The 16,396-nt window shown below is 68.4% G+C and carries 14 protein-coding genes and 1 pseudogene; 12 read left to right on the forward strand and 3 right to left on the reverse strand.

Features of this window, described 5'->3' with window-relative positions; all coding sequences use genetic code 11:
* Nucleotides 1–518 precede the first annotated feature (518 nt).
* Complete coding sequence (locus tag BA062_RS34905; protein WP_110343426.1) at nucleotides 519–719, forward strand: hypothetical protein; 201 nt, start codon at nucleotides 519–521, stop codon at nucleotides 717–719.
* 174 nt (nucleotides 720–893) lie between these two features.
* Here BA062_RS34905 and BA062_RS34910 read toward each other — a convergent pair whose 3' ends face one another.
* Together BA062_RS34910 and BA062_RS34915 are read right to left on the reverse strand one after the other, a co-directional pair.
* Entirely contained in the window at nucleotides 894–1,319 is a 426-nt protein-coding gene (locus tag BA062_RS34910; RefSeq protein WP_110343427.1) for an STAS domain-containing protein, read from the reverse strand.
* Nucleotides 1,320–1,513: 194 nt separating this feature from the next.
* Nucleotides 1,514–3,301: a sigma-54-dependent Fis family transcriptional regulator gene (locus BA062_RS34915; protein WP_245960157.1), complete on the reverse strand. Its 1,788-nt coding sequence runs from the start codon at nucleotides 3,299–3,301 to the stop codon at nucleotides 1,514–1,516.
* Between the two features lie 175 nt (nucleotides 3,302–3,476).
* Between BA062_RS34915 and BA062_RS34920 the strand changes: the two genes are divergently transcribed.
* From BA062_RS34920 to BA062_RS34960, 9 genes are all read left to right on the forward strand, one after another.
* Nucleotides 3,477–5,114 carry a ferritin family protein gene (locus BA062_RS34920; RefSeq protein ID WP_110343428.1) on the forward strand — a complete coding sequence of 546 codons (1,638 nt, stop codon included), beginning with the start codon at nucleotides 3,477–3,479 and terminating at the stop codon, nucleotides 5,112–5,114.
* 78 nt (nucleotides 5,115–5,192) lie between these two features.
* Nucleotides 5,193–6,239 (forward strand): 2Fe-2S iron-sulfur cluster-binding protein, encoded by a 1,047-nt coding sequence (locus BA062_RS34925; RefSeq protein ID WP_110343429.1) that lies wholly within the window; start codon nucleotides 5,193–5,195, stop codon nucleotides 6,237–6,239.
* A gap of 19 nt (nucleotides 6,240–6,258) precedes the next feature.
* The gene (locus tag BA062_RS34930) at nucleotides 6,259–7,371 is read left to right on the forward strand and encodes an aromatic/alkene monooxygenase hydroxylase subunit beta (protein ID WP_110343430.1); all 1,113 of its coding nucleotides are present in this window, start codon (nucleotides 6,259–6,261) and stop codon (nucleotides 7,369–7,371) included.
* Nucleotides 7,368–7,718 (forward strand): propane 2-monooxygenase effector subunit MimD, encoded by a 351-nt coding sequence (gene mimD / locus BA062_RS34935; RefSeq protein WP_391353069.1) that lies wholly within the window; start codon nucleotides 7,368–7,370, stop codon nucleotides 7,716–7,718. Before BA062_RS34930 ends, mimD begins: the two co-directional genes overlap by 4 nt.
* Before the next feature lie 103 nt (nucleotides 7,719–7,821).
* On the forward strand, nucleotides 7,822–8,829 hold the full coding sequence (locus BA062_RS34940) for an amidohydrolase family protein (protein ID WP_110343431.1): 1,008 nt from the start codon (nucleotides 7,822–7,824) through the stop codon (nucleotides 8,827–8,829).
* On the forward strand, nucleotides 8,829–9,560 hold the full coding sequence (locus tag BA062_RS34945; RefSeq protein ID WP_110343432.1) for a metal-sulfur cluster assembly factor: 732 nt from the start codon (nucleotides 8,829–8,831) through the stop codon (nucleotides 9,558–9,560). Before BA062_RS34940 ends, BA062_RS34945 begins: the two co-directional genes overlap by 1 nt.
* Nucleotides 9,557–10,582, forward strand: coding sequence for an NAD(P)-dependent alcohol dehydrogenase (locus tag BA062_RS34950; RefSeq protein WP_110343433.1), 1,026 nt, complete (start codon nucleotides 9,557–9,559; stop codon nucleotides 10,580–10,582). The genes BA062_RS34945 and BA062_RS34950 overlap by 4 nt, the downstream gene beginning before the upstream one ends.
* A 17-nt stretch (nucleotides 10,583–10,599) precedes the next feature.
* Nucleotides 10,600–12,249: a chaperonin GroEL gene (gene groL / locus BA062_RS34955; protein ID WP_110343434.1), complete on the forward strand. Its 1,650-nt coding sequence runs from the start codon at nucleotides 10,600–10,602 to the stop codon at nucleotides 12,247–12,249.
* Nucleotides 12,250–12,317: 68 nt separating this feature from the next.
* Entirely contained in the window at nucleotides 12,318–12,815 is a 498-nt protein-coding gene (locus BA062_RS34960) for an enoyl-CoA hydratase/isomerase family protein (protein WP_110343435.1), read from the forward strand.
* A gap of 483 nt (nucleotides 12,816–13,298) precedes the next feature.
* Here the strand turns inward: BA062_RS34960 and BA062_RS34965 are convergent.
* Nucleotides 13,299–14,207 (reverse strand): annotated as a pseudogene (locus tag BA062_RS34965) (oxidoreductase); the annotation flags it as partial.
* A 324-nt stretch (nucleotides 14,208–14,531) separates the two neighbouring features.
* On the opposite strand from BA062_RS34965, the gene BA062_RS34970 reads away from it, so the two are divergent.
* On the forward strand, nucleotides 14,532–15,614 hold the full coding sequence (locus BA062_RS34970) for an SMP-30/gluconolactonase/LRE family protein (RefSeq protein ID WP_110343436.1): 1,083 nt from the start codon (nucleotides 14,532–14,534) through the stop codon (nucleotides 15,612–15,614).
* The gene (locus BA062_RS34975; protein ID WP_110343437.1) at nucleotides 15,611–16,366 is read left to right on the forward strand and encodes an SDR family NAD(P)-dependent oxidoreductase; all 756 of its coding nucleotides are present in this window, start codon (nucleotides 15,611–15,613) and stop codon (nucleotides 16,364–16,366) included. The genes BA062_RS34970 and BA062_RS34975 overlap by 4 nt, the downstream gene beginning before the upstream one ends.
* The last annotated feature ends 30 nt before the right edge of the window (nucleotides 16,367–16,396 follow it).

A 16,396-nucleotide genomic window follows, 5' to 3' on the forward strand; every position in this document is an offset into this window, starting at 1 on the left:
GGCCATGTCAGACGCGGCCTGCCCGATCGGGGAGGGGCTCGATGATCCGTCCTCGCCGGGTGCCGGCCGAGAGGACGGCGTTTCCCGCGAACTCTGCGGCGGGCATGGCTGAAGCCCCACACCGGTTACCGGTGTGATCTTGTCTGGGGTGCCTGCCGTCCAGGATTCGCGACGTCAATTGATCGCCCGGTATCCCCCGGGCAAGTGAGTCGTTTTCCGTCCCCGGGGCGAGCTGTTAGTCTCGCGTGGCCGTTTCCCGCTGGTTGTCGAGCTTGTGTGGGAGGGGACATGACCGGGCACGGACACGGCCGTTGGCGGATCGGTGATCGAGTGACGTATCTGGCTGCCCGTCGTCGCGATTGGAGTCGTGTTTGCCGCCGGGCGACAGTGGTGGCCGAGCCCGTTTTCGATCGTTACACGACCACGTGGTGGGTTCCGGTGAAAGCGCCTGATTCAGCCGCGGATCGCGAACCGAGCTGGGTAAAGGCGGAACGAATTGTGGATGTCGAGGGGGCGCCATGAGTGGCGATCATGCGGCGGAGGCGAGGCCCGACGGCGCAGGGGAGTCGACGCCGTTGTTCGATCAGATCGTCGGCCGCCACGGCTGGCCGTTTGCTGACGAGTCCGAGCCGGACGCCGACGTGGGTGAGGTGGACGACCAGCGCCAGGTGGCGGTATCCGCCGCTGCCGCGACGCCGGCGGAGCCCGTACGGCAGTAGCGGTTCGGGTGCCCGCGTTCAGCGCGCCCGCAGTCGGCGATGCTCTGCGTTGATCGCGAACTCGTTCGTGGGACGACGGCCCAGCGATCGGTATCCGTGGTGTCGCGGGCGAAAGTCGTACCCGAGGGTGCGGTCCGTGGCACTTCACCGATCTGGCGGATCGGTGAAACACCCCTACCCGACGCGAGGCTCGGCGCAACCGGTGTCCGCGATCGCTTCCGTGCACGTCTCGTATGTCGGCATTGTCCGCTCGAGGCCCACGATCTCGAGTACCCGGTTCAGGTGACGGCACGGGACGACGGCGAGTCGGGCATGGCGCGCCCGAGCCCTTTCGGCCAGCTGGAGCAGGTAGCTCACGGCGCTGCACCCACAGAACGTGACCAGGGAGAAGTCGACGATCAGCGCGTCGGTCGGTCCGGTCGGCTCGTCGCCCACCGCGCTGTGAAACCGGCCCACGGTAGCCATGTCGACGTCTCCCGCGAGTGTCACGACGCAGCAGGTGCCAAGGCGGACGACCGTGGCAGAAAGCGCACCCGAATCGGCCTGGACAGGGCACGGATGCGGGTTGTGTTCCGGCATGGCGACGTCCAATCCGGCCACGCAGGTCGAGGTTCCCCAGGGGTGTCTCGCCCCACGACCACCTGTGCTCGGTTGGCGATAACGGACCTCCGACGGTACGTCGGATCCGTCGATCGGGCGGCGGGTCTCACCCTTGTGAGTGGCATGCTCGTTGAGCACCAGTGGCCAGCCCCACGAGTCGGTGCTCACAGCGATATTGGCCCTCGGGCGCTGGTTCAGTGGCCGGGAACGATGCCGAAGGCGCGGATCTTGCGGTAGATGGTGGCCCTCGACATGCCGAGCTCGGCCGCGGCCCGCTCTTTGTTGCCGTGGTTGGCCGCGAGGCTGCGGACGATGGCGTCGCGTTCGATCGACTCGAGCTGGGTGAGCCGACGTCGCGTGATGGTGCGGCACTCGGCGGGGAGGTCGGTGACCTCGACCGTGCCGGAGCGGTGGTGCCGGGAGACCTCGGCCAGCACGCGTTCCAGCTGGCGGATGTTCCCCGGCCACGGCAGGCGCATGAGCTGGCGCAGGCACCCGTCCGAGGGCGCCAGGTCGCGGCCTTTCGCGTGGCGGGCCAGCAGGTGCGGAACGAGGCGGCGCAGGTCCTCGGTCCGGTGCCGCAGTGGTGGCACCTCGACCGTGTGCGCGAAGAACGGCATCAGCCATCCGGCGGCGTCGGCGTCGCGTGGTGCGCCGCTGAGCGTGACGGCGACCCACGAGGGCACCTCGGCCGGAGGAGCGGCCTGCCACGTGGTGAACAGGTCGGTGAGGCGCCGCATGCCTTCGGTGCCGAGTGTGTCGGCGTGCCGCAGGACCACCGCCGGCGAGTTTCCTCCCGCGACCTCCTCGGCAAGGGCGGCCGCCCATGCCTCGTAGTCGTCCACGCCCTCGCAGTCCCGGACGATCAGGTGCCCACCGGGTGAGTGGTGGCGGGCGACGGCCTGCGCGAGCGCTGCTTTCCCGGTGCCGCGCTCGCCGGTCAGCACCAGCCAGTTGCCGCTGGTGAAGCTCGCCTGCGCGGCGGAGCACGCCTGCCGCCAGGCCGGGCTGCCGCCGACGACGCCGGCCAGCTGCGGATCGGCGTGGCCTGCCGTGCGCCGCGAGGCGGACTGGCTCTTGACCCGGAACACCCCGCCCGCGAGCACGGAGCCGCTGTACACGGGCCGGTACTCCAGCCGGGCGACCACACCGGACGGAAGATCGGCCAGAACGGTGACCGGTGTGGACGATCCGGCGACATCGGCACTGTGGGTGATCAGCGCCGCCCGGTCGGCCGCGTCGTAAAGCTCCCTGGCGTGGTTGTTGACCATGACCACGTCCTCGTTGACGGCGAGGATCGCGCCCGATCCTCGCCGGCACGAGACGAGGTACTCACGGAACAGTGCGAGCTCCCGGGCGCCGGTACCGGCGAGCATCGCCTCCTCGATCTGCTTGGCCGTCCGGCGCGCCAGCGTCAGGAGCAGCGGGCCCGGTGTGCCGGCCCAGGAGGTCAGGTCGAGTACGCCGACCAGCTGCCCGCGCACCGGGTGGTAGATGGGCGCTCCCGCGCACTCGAAGTCGGCCAGGCGGCTGTTGAAGTGCTCGAATCCCGACACGAGCACGGGCTCCTGGCATTCGAGGGTGGTGCCGATCCCGTTCGTCCCGATCGACTCCTCCGCATAGCTATAGCCGGGTGCGAGCGAGATGCGGTCGAGGCCTGAGTCGAGCGATCGGTCCATGCTGGACCGGTGCACGACCAGGCCGTCGGCGTCGGTGAGCAGGACGGCGACCGGATGGGCGGCGAGCTCGCTGCACAGGTTGTCCAGGATCGGCGTGGCGCTGCGGACCAGCATGCTCTCCTCGTCGCGGTCGGCGACGAAGACGGGATCCGGCTCGTCGGCGTCGACCTGGTGCTCGAGGGCGCGTCGCCAGGAAGCGGAGATGATGTCCCGCACGCCGGGAAGCTCGGGCAGAGGACGTTCGAGGAACTTCTCCCGCAGGGCGCTGACCTGCGAGTCCGACCTGTGTCCGTGCGTCGTCACCACCGTCTCCTTTGACGTCGGTTGCCGGGGCGCTGTGCCTCCAGGCCCATCGTGGCGGGCACCGCTAGGCCGCGCAGTCTCACATTGAGACAGAACTTACCTGCGATGCGCAACACACTCTCCTTCGTCAGTGACGACCGCCGGGCAATTTGACCCCGGTTTCGAGGAGGCTGAATTGAGCAGGCAGAGTCTCACCAAGGCGCACAACAAGATCACGGAGCTGTCCTGGGAGCCGACGTTCGCGACGCCGGCGACGCGCTTCGGCACCGACTACACATTCGAGAAGGCACCGAAGAAGGACCCGCTCAAGCAGATCATGCGGTCGTACTTCCCGATGGAGGAGGAAAAGGACAACCGCGTCTTCGGGGCCATGGACGGTGCGATCCGGGGGAACATGTTCCGGCAGGTGCAGCAGCGCTGGCTGGAGTGGCAGAAGCTGTTCCTCTCCATCATCCCGTTCCCCGAGATCTCCGCGGCGCGAGCGATGCCGATGGCGATCGACGCCGTCCCGAACCCGGAGATCCACAACGGACTCGCGGTGCAGATGATCGACGAGGTCCGGCACTCGACGATCCAGATGAACCTCAAGAAGCTGTACATGAACAACTACATCGACCCGGCCGGCTTCGACATCACGGAGAAGGCGTTCGCGAACAACTACGCGGGCACCATCGGCCGCCAGTTCGGTGAGGGGTTCATCACCGGTGACGCGATCACCGCGGCCAACATCTACCTGACCGTCGTCGCCGAGACCGCCTTCACCAACACGCTGTTCGTCGCGATGCCCGACGAGGCCGCCGCCAATGGCGACTACCTGCTGCCCACCGTCTTCCACTCGGTGCAGTCCGACGAGTCTCGCCACATCAGCAACGGCTACTCCATCCTGCTGATGGCGCTGGCCGACGAGCGCAACCGGCCGCTGCTGGAACGCGACCTGCGCTACGCCTGGTGGAACAACCACTGCGTGGTGGACGCCGCGATCGGCACGTTCATCGAGTACGGCACCAAGGACCGCCGCAAGGACCGCGAGAGCTACGCCGAGATGTGGCGCCGCTGGATCTACGACGACTACTACCGCAGCTACCTGCTCCCGCTGGAGAAGTACGGGCTGGTGATCCCGCACGACCTCGTCGAGGAGGCGTGGAACCGGATCACCAACAAGTTCTACGTGCACCGCGTGGCGCAGTTCTTCGCCACGGGCTGGCCGGTGAACTACTGGCGCATCGACGGGATGACCGACGCCGACTTCGAGTGGTTCGAGGACAAGTACCCCGGCTGGTACAACCAGTTCGGCAAGTGGTGGGAGGCCTACAACCGGCTTCGCTACCCGGGCCGGAACAAGCCCATCGCGTTCGAGGAGGTCGGGTACGAGTACCCGCACCGGTGCTGGACGTGCATGGTGCCCTGCCTGGTCCGCGAGGACCTGGTGGTCGACAAGGTCGACGACCAGTGGCGGACCTACTGCTCGGAGACCTGCGCCTGGACCGACAAGGTCGCCTTCCGCCCCGAGTACGAGGGTCGCGAGACGCCGAACATGGGCAGGCTCACCGGGCAGCGCGAGTGGGAGACGCTGCACCACGACCGGGACCTCGCCGACATCGTGAAGGACCTGGGCTACGTCCGCGACGACGGCAAGACGCTCATCCCGCAGCCGCACCTGGACCTCGACGACCCGAAGAAGCTGTGGACCCTTGACGACCTCCGCGGCATCCGGTTCGCCAGCCCGAACGTGACCCTCAACGAGATGACCGACTCCGAGCGCGAGGAGTGGGCGGCGGCGTACCGCGCCAACCCCAACGTGACCGCTGCCTGACGGCCGCCAGGACCAGCGGACGGCGGTGGCGGCCGCCTGAGGCGCCGCCGCCGTCCGCTCCCGAGAATCGAGTGACCCATGGCCGACAAACATCGCATCTCCTTCGAACCGGTCGACATCGAGATGGAGGTCCGCGAGGACGAGAAGATCCTCGACGCCGCGTTCCGCCAGGGCATCCACCTCATGCACGGCTGCCGCGAGGGACAGTGCTCGGCATGCAAGTCCTATGTCCTGGACGGCGAGATCCAGATGGAGCGCTACTCGACGTTCGCCTGCAACGACGCCGAGGTGGAGGAGGGCTACGTGCTGTTGTGCCGGGCACACGCCTTCAGCGACTGCACGATCGAGCTGCTCAACTTCGACGAGGAGGAGCTGCTCAACTCCGCCCCGTTGCAGGAGATCCGGACCGAGGTCGTGGAGATCGTGCCCCACACGCACGACATCGTGGGCCTCAAGCTGAGGCCGGTCGACCCGCCGGCGTACGAGTTCAAGCCGGGCCAGTACGCCGACCTGACCATCCCGGGAACGGACGAGCACCGGTCCTTCTCGATGGCGACGACACCGTCCACACGCGACCACATCGAGTTCGTGATCAAGAAGTACCCCGGCGGCCGGTTCTCGGCGCTGCTGGACGACGGCATCGAGGTCGGCGACCCGATCGACCTCACGGGCCCCTACGGCAACTTCACCCTGAAGAACGGGCACGTCCTGCCCCTGGTGCTGCTGGCGGGCGGGGCCGGGATGGCGCCGGTCCTCGGCCTGTTGCGGCACCTGAGCGAAACCGGCGACACCCGCCGGATCCGCTTCTACTACGGCGCCCGCACCCCCGCGGATCTGTTCTATCTGGACGAGATCCGCGCACTGGGCGACCGGCTTCAGGACTTCGAGTTCGTCGTCGCCCTGTCCGAGTCCGGTGCCGGCGCCGAGGAACTCGGCCTCACCGCCGAGCACGGCATGGTGACCGACGTCGTCGAGGCGCGGGAGCCGGAGCTGCACCGGTCCGAGGTCTACCTGTGCGGGCCGCCGCCGATGGTGGACGCCGCGCTGGAGCTGGCCTCCCGGCAGGGCGTGCCGGACGACCAGGTGTTCTACGACAAGTTCACCACGTCGGTTTCTGACGAGTAGATATCAGAGGAGATATCGCATGGCGAACAGCGCAACGGCTGCGCCCAAGGTGCGCAGCTTCCCGAAGGTGGAGTTCACCGACTCCGAGGCAGGCGCACTGGAGTTCCCGAGCTCCAAGAGCCGCACCTACAACTACTTCACGCCGGCCAAGCTGCGGGCGACCGTGTACGAGGACGTGACCGTCGACGTGCAGCCGGACCCGGAGCGGCACCTCAGCCAGGGCTGGATCTACGGCTTCGGTGACGGCCCCGGTGGTTACCCGCAGGAGTGGACGGCGGCGAAGTCGTCCAACTGGCACGCGTTCCTCGACCCCAACGAGGAATGGGAGCAGACGATCTACCGCAACAACTCGGCGGTGGTGCGCCAGGTCGCCCTGTGCCTCGAGAACGCCAAGCGCGCCGGCGCCTACGGCAACTGGAACACGGCGTGGCAGAAGTTCATCGCGAGCAACCTCGGCGCCTGGATGCACGCCGAGAACGGCATGGCGCTGCACGTGTTCACGTCGATCCAGCGCTCCGGCCCGACCAACATGATCAACACCGCGGTGGCCGTCAACGCAGCGCACAAGATGCGCTTCGCCCAGGACCTCGCGCTGTTCAACCTGGACCTGTCCGAGTCGCTCGACACCTTCGACGGATCGGTGCACAAGCAGGTGTGGGCCTCGGCCGAGGAGTGGCAGCCGACCCGCAAGGTCGTCGAGGAGCTCACGGCCGTCGGCGACTGGGCCGAGCTGCTGTTCGGCACCAACGTCGTCTTCGAGCAGCTCGTCGGCCAGCTCTTCCGGTCGGAGCTGGTCATGCAGATCGCCGCCAAGAACGGCGACTACATCACGCCGACGATCGTCGGCACCGGGGAGCACGACTACAGCCGCGACCTGGGCTACACGCGCGCGCTGTTCCGGCTGCTCACGAGGGACGAGAAGTTCGGCGAGAGCAACAGGGAGCTGTTCGGGCGGTGGCTCGCGAAATGGGTGCCGCCGTGCCTCGACGCCGCTCACGCGTTGCAGCCGATCTGGTCGCAGCCGGCGGAGAAGACACTCACGTTCGCCGACTCGCTCGGCGCCACCAAGGAGAAGTTCACCCAGCTGCTCGAGGAGATCGGGCTCGACGTGCCGAAGGAGTTGGAGAAGTGAGCGGCAGCATGCAGTTCGGTTCCCAGGCCGGATCCTCGAACATGTGCGGGGTCACCCTCATGAACACCCCCGTGGGACGGGTCGTCGCCGACGTGATGGCGACCAAGGAGGGCGTCTCGCTCGTGGAGTACCCGTCCATGATCCGCGTGGACGGCACCAGGCTCCTGGAGTTCGACTACGACGAGCTCACCGAGGCGCTCGGCGAGTCCTTCGACGGTTCGATCTTCGAGGAGATCAGCTCGACGCACTACGGGCGCATGGTGCACCTGGACGACCGCACGCTGCTGTTCGCCAACCCCGAGGACGCCGCCGAGTACATCGGCTTCGACCTGCTCGCACACGGCTGACGCCGGACGGCCCGATCCGGGTGGTGGCGGGACCTTCGCGGGGGAGTCCCGCCACCACCGTTCCCCAGCACACGACCACAGCACAGGGTGAGGAGCCTCTCTGATGTACGAAAAGGATGGCGAGCGGTACTACGTCGTCGACGGACATGTCCACATCTGGGACGGCCGCGCGTCGAACCACAGGAACGTGCACGGCAAGCAGTTCATCGACTGCTTCTACGACTACCACAGGAACCTCAGCCCCGAAGAGGTCGTCTGGGACTACGACACCTACACCTACTACGGCGCCGAGCGGTTCATGAAGGACCTGTTCCAGGAGGGCTACGTCGACCACGCGATCTTCCAGGCGACACTGCTGCGCGACTTCTACAAGAACGGGTTCGGCCAGACCGAGGAGGCGCTGGAGCTCACCAGGAGGCACCCCGGCAAGCTGACCTACAACCACGCCTACGACCCCCGTGACGGCAAGGCGGGCCTGGAGCAGCTGCGCCGCGACGCCGAGCGGATGAACCTGCAGGGCGTCAAGCTCTACACCGCCGAGTGGCACGGCGACTCGCGGGGCTACAAGCTCGACGAACCGTGGTCGCGCCGGTACCTCGAGGAGTGCCTCGAACTGGGCATCAGGAACATCCACGTCCACAAGGGACCGACGATCCGCCCGCTCGACCGGGACGCGTTCGACGTCGCCGACATCGACAAGGTCGCCACCGACTACCTCGACCTGAACTTCATCGTCGAGCACGTCGGCCTGCCGCGGCTGGAGGATTTCTGCTGGATCGCGACGCAGGAGTCGAACGTCTACGGTGGACTCGCGGTCGCGATGCCGTTCATTCACACGCGGCCCCGCTACTTCGCCCAGATCATCGGTGAGCTGCTCTACTGGATCGGCGAGGACCGGATCCTGTTCGGCAGCGACTACGCACTGTGGACGCCGAAGTGGCTCGTGGAGCAGTTCGTCGACTTCCAGATCCCCGAGGACCTGCCGGAGTACCCGGCGATCACGCCGGAACAGAAGAAGAAGATCCTCGGGCTCAACGCGGCCGCGTTGTACGGCCTCGACGTGCCCCGGCAGTTCCGGCTGCCCGGCGAGGTGACGGGGGCGGGTGTGTGATGACCAGTACGGTCCGGTCCGTCGAGGCCGAGGTGCTCTCGGCGCTGGCGACGGTGATCGACCCCGAACTGGACGAACCCGTGACCGAACTGGGCTTCGTCCGGTCGGTGACCATCGACGACAACGGCGTGGAGGTGCACCTGCGGCTGCCCACCTCGTTCTGTGCCCCCAACTTCGCCTACCTCATGGTCGCCGACGCCTACGACGCGCTGGCGGAGGTGCCGGAGGCAGGCCGGGTGCGGGTGCTGCTCGACGACCACCACGACTCCGACAAGATCAACAAGGGGACGGCCGCCGGGCTCGGCTACGTCGGAACCTTCGGCGTCGAGGCTGAGGACAGCCTCGACGAGCTCCGCCGCACGTTCCAGCGCAAGGCGCACCTGGCCGCGATGGAACGGTGCTGCCGTTCGGCGCTGGCCAGCGGTGCCTGGACGATCGAGGAACTGCCCCTGCTGGAGCTGTTCGACCTGCCCGTCAACCCGCTCAAGTCGGCGTTGGTGCGACGGCGCGAGGCCATCGGGCTGCCCAGCCATCCGCACGCACGCGTGCTGGTCGACCACGACGGCACGCCGATCGCGACGTCCGACGTGGCGCTGCGGTTGCGGCTGGCCGCCGCCACCCGCGTGTCCATCGAGGGCAACGCCCACTTCTGCCGGGGCCTGCTCGCGACCCGCTACGCCGGCACCGACCAGGCCACCCCGGTCGTCACCAACTCCAGGAGCCACGCATGAAAGCCGCACAGGTCACCGGGTACCACCAGAACCTCGAACTGCGCGACGTCGACGAACCCAAGATCACCGGGCCGCTGGACGTCGTGGTGAAGGTCGGCGCCGCCGGGGTGTGCCGCACCGACATCCACATTCTCGAAGGCCAGTGGGCGGAGAAGTCGGGAGTCACCCTGCCTTACACGATCGGGCACGAGAACGCGGGCTGGGTGCACGCGGTCGGTGACGCGGTGACCAACGTGGCGGTGGGGGACAAGGTGATCCTCCACCCGCTCATGACGTGCGGCCTGTGCCGGGCCTGCCGCCTCGGCGACGACGTGCACTGCGAGAACTCGCGGTTCCCCGGCATCGACACCCACGGCGGCTACGCCGAGTACCTGCTCACGTCGGCCCGGTCGTGCGTGAAGCTGGACGACAGTCTCGAACCCGCCGACGTGGCCGCCCTCGCCGACGCCGGGCTGACCGCGCAGCACGCCGCCGCCAAGGCCGCCCGTGCCCTGCGTCCCGGCGACGTCTGCGTGATCATCGGCGCTGGCGGCCTCGGCCACATCGGCATCCAGTGCCTGAAGGCGATGAGCGCGGCCACCCTTGTCGTCGTCGACCGCAACCGCGGGGCGCTCGAGCTGGCCCAGCAGGTCGGCGCCGACGTGACGGTCGTCGCCGACGGTACGCACGTCGAGCAGGTCCTCGAGCTGACGGGCGGGCACGGTGCGGAGGCGGTCCTGGACTTCGTCGGCGAAGGCGGAACGACCTCCGAGGGCGTGCGGATGCTACGCCGCGCGGGCAACTACTACGTGGTCGGCTACGGCGAGAACATCGACGTCCCCACCATCGACATCATCTCGACGGAGATCAACTTCATCGGCAACCTGGTGGGCTCGTACACCGACCTGCAGGACCTGATGACGCTCGCCGCGCAGGGCAAGGTGAAGCTGCACACCGCCCGGTACGGGCTGGACGAGTTCCAACGGGCGATCGACGACCTGAACGCGGGCAAGGTGCGTGGCCGCGCGATTCTCATCCCCTGATCAGGAAGGAAGCAATCATGGCGAAGGAGCTGCGGTTCAGTGTCGATGCGCGGCGCCAGCTCGAGCTGGGCGTCAACACGCTGGCCGACGCGGTGAAGGTCACCCTGGGACCCAAGGGGCGCAACGCCGTGCTGGAGAAGTTGACGGGGCCACCGACGATCACCAACGACGGCGTGACCATCGCCAGGGAGGTGCAGCTGCGCGAGCCGTTCGCCAACATGGGCGCCCAGCTGGTCAAGGAAGTCGCGATGAAGACCAACGGCGCCGTCGGCGACGGCACCACCACCGCGACGGTGCTCGCGCAGGCGATGGTGCGGGAGGGCATGGCCGCGCTCGGTGAGGGGGCGAACCCCATGCGGGTGCGCCGGGGCATCGAGGAGACCGTCGAGGCCGTCGTCGAGTGGCTCCGCAAGTCGGCGACCCAGGTCGCGGGCGAGACGGAGCTGGAGCGGATCGCGACGCTGGCGGCGAGCGACGACGAGCGGATCGGCCGCGTGATCGCGCAGGCGCTGGCCGCGGTCGGCCGTGAGGGCGTCGTCGAGGTGGAGGAGTCCGACGAGACCGGCCTGAGCGTCGAGCTGGTCGACGGGATCGAGTTCGACCACGGCTACACCTCGCCGTACATGGTCACCGACCGGGAACGGATGGAGGCCTCCTACGACGACCCGGTGATCCTGCTGACGAACAAGAAGATCAGCCAGGTGCAGGAGCTGATGCCGACCGTGGAGGCGGCCCGCCGGCTCGACCGGCCGCTCGTGATCCTCGCGGAGAACGTCGACGGCCCCGCCCTGCAGATGATCGTCAGCGGCAATGTGCACGGCACCTGCCCGGCCGTCGTGGTGCGAGCCCCTGGCTTCGGTCACCGGCGCGTGGCGGAGCTGGAGGACCTCGCCGCCGCGCTGGGTGGGCGGGTGGTCAGCGAGGACTCCGGTGTCACGCTGACCGAGGTCACCGAGCGGGATCTCGGGCGCTGTGCACACATCACGGTCACCGAGGAGACGACGACGATCATCGGCGGCGCCGGTGACGAGGCGACCGTGCGGGCCCGGATCGGGCAGCTGGACAAGCAGCTCCAGCGAGCCCGGATCGAGCACGACCAGGACAGCCTGAAGCTGCGCATCGCCAGGCTGGCTGGCCGGATCGCCGTCGTGCGCGTCGGCGGCGCGACCAGCGTCGAGCTCAAGGAGCGGATGCTGAGGGTCGAGGACTCGCTGGCGGCCGCGCGCGCGGCGCTGGAGGAGGGCGTCGTGGCCGGTGGCGGCGCACCGCTCGCGCAGGCCGCGCGCTGTGTGGACCTGGTCGGTCTCGACGGCGACGCCGCGCAGGGCAGGGAGATCGTGCGCCGGGCACTCGGGGAACCGCTGCGGTGGATCGCGTCCAACGCGGGCTACGACGGCGACGAGGTCGTGGAGCGGGTGTCCGCAATGGACAACGGTGGCGGGTTCGACGCGCTCACCGGCGAGTACCGCGACCTCTTCGACGCCGGTGTCGTCGATCCGCTCAAGGTGACCCGCTCGGCGCTGGAGAGTGCGGCGTCCATCGCGGCGCTGCTGATCACCACCGAGACCGCGGTCGTCGAGGAGGTGCTGGTGAACCCCGGTGCGATCATCGATCCCGGTTTCGGCGACCTCGCCGAAGGCATGGTGCGTCCGTCGAACATCTACTAGGCCGTGGCTGCCTTCCCGCGCCTGGTACCAGGCGCGGGAAGCCACTGGACCGCCGAAGGAGGCCGTTCATGATCGACCTGGAGTACCGGGCGGGAACGATCGTGATCCGAACCCGGACAGGGCCGGTGCTGACCTCCGAGCTGCTCGAGGGCCTGAGCGCGGCCCTCACCTATGTCGGAACGGTCCATCCGATCGTCCTCACGGGCGCCGGCGGCGTGTTCGCTCCCGACCTGGACCCGGTGCCCGGCCCCGGCCGAACGCGGGCACGGGCCGGCCTGCGGCGGGTGCTTGCTGAGCTGCGCGCCCATCCGCTCCCTGTGGTGGCCGCTGTCAACGGCGACGCGGTGGGCGCCGGCTACCTGCTGGCCGAGGCCGCGGACGTCCGGGTGATGTCCGGAGGATTCCTCCAGCCCTCACCTCGGAGCGGGGTGTCCTACTGCGCGAGGACGGCGGTGACCGTGGGGCTGGTCGAACACCGGTGCCCTGCCGCGGAGCTGATCGCGGCGAGCCTGCGGCAGATCGGCCGCCTCAGCGGCGACCCGGTCATGGCGGGCAGGCCCGGCTGACGAGTTGAAGGGTGTGCGGGGTGGCACCGAGGAAGGATCGGGAGAACGCGGAGCCCACTGAGCGCGACGTCTCCGCGAGGTACGAACCAAGCCTTGACGCGGCCGGGTCGCCGGTGAACGACCGGAGGGAGGTGCACGCGGTCTGTCTGGAGAGGGCGCACCGAACGCTGATTCGCTCTGGCTGGCAGCTCGACACGTGTTGCTGAGGGCGAACGCGTCCGGCGCGGCGAGATCGGGCCGCGCACGCCCGGATCGACGGCCCCATCCGGTTGGCGGACAACGTCCACAATGGTCACGCGCTGGACCCGACGGAGCGCCAGGAGAAGGCGACTCCCGTGAATCCCTCGGAGGCATCCCAGAGGCGACATGCCGCGTCGGCGTCCCGCGCCCTGGCCGCGCGCTGGACCAGCTTCGGCGCGCTGCGTCCTCCAGGAAGCCGCTGGGGCCCGCATAGCTGTTTCCGGGAAGGTCGGCAACGGCGGCGTACAGGGTCGGCAGTGCGCCGTCGTCGTCGCTCTGCGCGAGGAGGCTCGCGACCGCCTTCTGCACGACGTGGCGCACGCGTCGCCGGCCGTCGAATCTCAACAGGTTTGTGGCCGCCATGCCGGGATGTGCGGCGGTCGCGATCACCGGTGACCCTGCCTCGGTGAGGCGTCGCTGAAGCTCCGAGGTGAACAGCAGACTGGCGAGCTTGGACTCCGCGTAGGCGGGCATCGCCCGGTATGGCCTGTGTTCCCAGTTGAGGTCGTCGAAGTCGATCGAGCCGAACCTGTGCCCGTTGGACGAGACGGTGACCACGCGGTCGCGAAGGCGTGGCAGGAGCAGGTTCGTGAGGGCGAAATGCCCGAGGTGGTTGGTCCCGAACTGCAGCTCGAAGCCGTCAGCCGTGCGGGAGAAGGGCGGGATCATAACGCCGGCGTTGTTGATCAGCAGATCGATGGGTTCGGCGAAGTCCTCGGCGAACGCCCGCACCGAGGCGAGATCGGCGAGGTGGAGCTGCCGGACGTCGACGTCGCCGGTGATCGAGGCGGCGGCCTCGCGGCCCTTGCCGGGATCGCGCACGGCGAGCACCACACGGGCCCTCTTGGCGGCCAGCGCTCGGGCGGCGGCGCGTCCGATCCCGCTGTTTCCGCCAGTGACGCCGACGAGGGATTCGTCGTGCAGCAGCGCGACCGTGCGTGGCGGGCGACGATGCTGATGTGGCGCCTGGGTTGCGCGGTCAACTCCGCCGTCGGCATCTCGGGGCTTGCCCGTGAGCACGCCGACCGCTTGCGCGAGGAGCTCGACGAGACCGCGGTTTACGCGGTTCTCGATCAGGACGCGGTCACCTACGCCGTCCACAGCGAGCCGGTGAAGCCCGTCCGAGCGCACGTGCGCCTCGGTAGCCGGCATGGCCTCTTGACGTGACCACAGGCCGGGCGGTCCTCGCGACGATGACTAGGCGGAAGCGCGCTCTCGCGCACCCACTCGGCTCCGCGCAGCCATGGTCAGTCTCCTTCGGTTCGGCCACGGCCGAACGGGCACGCTCGCTGGCAGCCTTTCGGGGCCGCGACGCCGTGGTGCCGATCCAGCTTGACGGCTGTGGTTCCGGACAATATCTTGACTAACTGGTAAGGTTATTTTACTGTCCTGGACAACCATGACGAGGAAGGCACGATGATGTGTTCTGCGAAGGGGTGGAGGCGGCGACGATCTGCGGTTGCGCTGACGATCGCGATGGTCGCCACGGTTGCCCTGTCAGGGGGCTCGGCCAGCGCTGTCGCTGGGGGCGAAACGGAGGCGCCCGAACGCGAATGGCTGGACATCCGGGTATTCGCCGACGTGCCGGAGCCCGGTCATCCTGAGGGCATCACTGTTGCCGATGACGGCACCGTCTACGTCGGCACCCAGCAGCACATCACCGAGCTTCCCGAGGGGCCTTCCAAGATCTTCGCCTACACCCCGGACGGAGAGTTGACCCGCGAGTATGTGATCGAAGGTCAGGATCCGAATCGTGGTGCCGGGATCGTCGGTCTCGCTCAGGACGGCGACGGCGTCATCTACGCGCTGGATCGGTACCCGCAGCGGGTCATCGCACTCGATCCGACGACCGGCGAGCAGCGGGACTACGCGACCTTCCGTCAGGTGAAGGATCTCTGTGTGTCCCTTCCAGCCCTGGTGCTGGTCACCCAGTGCGTCGTACCTGACGGGCTCACCTTCGGCCCGGACGGCTCGCTCTACGTCACCGATGTCGGTCAGGGCCTGATCTGGCGAGTTCCGCCCGGCGGGGGCGAGGCCGAGGTCTGGTTCTCCGACCCGCGCATCGAAAGCATCCTTGGCGCCAACGGCATCGCCTTTGTCGACGAGGACACGCTGATGTTCGCCCAGACTCTCACCGGGCCATTCGACGGACCACTGCCCCGGGTCGACACCAGCAAGCTGTACACCCTCGACATCCGGCCGGACGGCAGTCCGGGGGCACTCGAGACGTTCTGGCAGAGCAGGCCGCTGGACGGCATGGATGGCTTCGCTATCGCGGAGTCGGGCAACATCTACATCGCCATGGCGCTCGCCAAGTCGGTCGTCGTCGTTTCCCCGCAGGGCCGGGAGATCGGTCGCAATCCGGCCAACCTCCTGGAGAACCAGCTCCAGGAGGTTCCCTTCGACGATCCGGCCTCGGTGGCGTTCTTGGGTGACCGCGTCCTGGTCACCAACCACTCGCTCTTCCTCGGCAATCCGCACTCCTTCGTGGTCCACGACGTGTACGCGGGAGAGAAGGGCAAGCCGGAGTATCGGCCGATCATCAGGGCAGGCTCATGACCCGCCGGTTGACGGGCAAGGCCGCGGTGGTGACGGGTGGGGCACACGGCATCGGAGCCGCGATCGTCGCCAGGTTCGTCGCCGAGGGTGCCTCGGTGACCATCGCGGACGTCGAGGAGACGGAAGGCAGGGCCCTGGCCGAACGGCTGGGGCCCGGGTGCCGGTTCGTCCCGTGCGACGTCACCCGCAGCTCTGCGGTGGCCGGGGCCGTCGACTCGACCGTGGCGGAGTTCGGCGCGCTGGATGTCATGGTCAACAACGCCGGCGTCGGCGCCGCCTCCAGTGTCGTCGAGATGGACGAGACGCAGTGGCGGCGCGTCATTCAGGTCAACCTCGACGGCACCTTCCACGGCATCAAGCACGCCGCGCCCGCGATCCGGCGAGGTGGCGGAGGAGCGATTCTCAACCTGTCCTCGATTGCCGCCGGCCGGGCGATGCGGGGGATGGCCGCCTACTCGGCGGCCAAGGCCGGCATCGAGGCGCTGACCCGCACGGCCGCGGTCGAGCTCCGGGAGAACGGGATCCGGGTGAACGCCATCGTTCCAGGATTGGTTCAGACCGCTGCGGCCCAGCAGGGCTCGGAGGTGCTGGCACGCGGGCTCGGGATGAGCGTCGACCAGTACTTCGCCACCAGGCAGGGCCGATGGGGAACCGCGGACGAGGTCGCCGCCGTGGCCGTCCACCTCGTCAGCGACGAGGCCTCGTTCACGTCGGGCCTGCTCTACCGGATCGACAACGGCGGCACCGCATAGGTGTCGTGGCGGCACCTGAGCACGTGTGCG

Origin of the sequence: Prauserella flavalba, assembly GCF_003202235.1 — a bacterium.
Taxonomy (GTDB): Bacteria; Actinomycetota; Actinomycetes; order Mycobacteriales; family Pseudonocardiaceae; genus Prauserella_A; species Prauserella_A flavalba.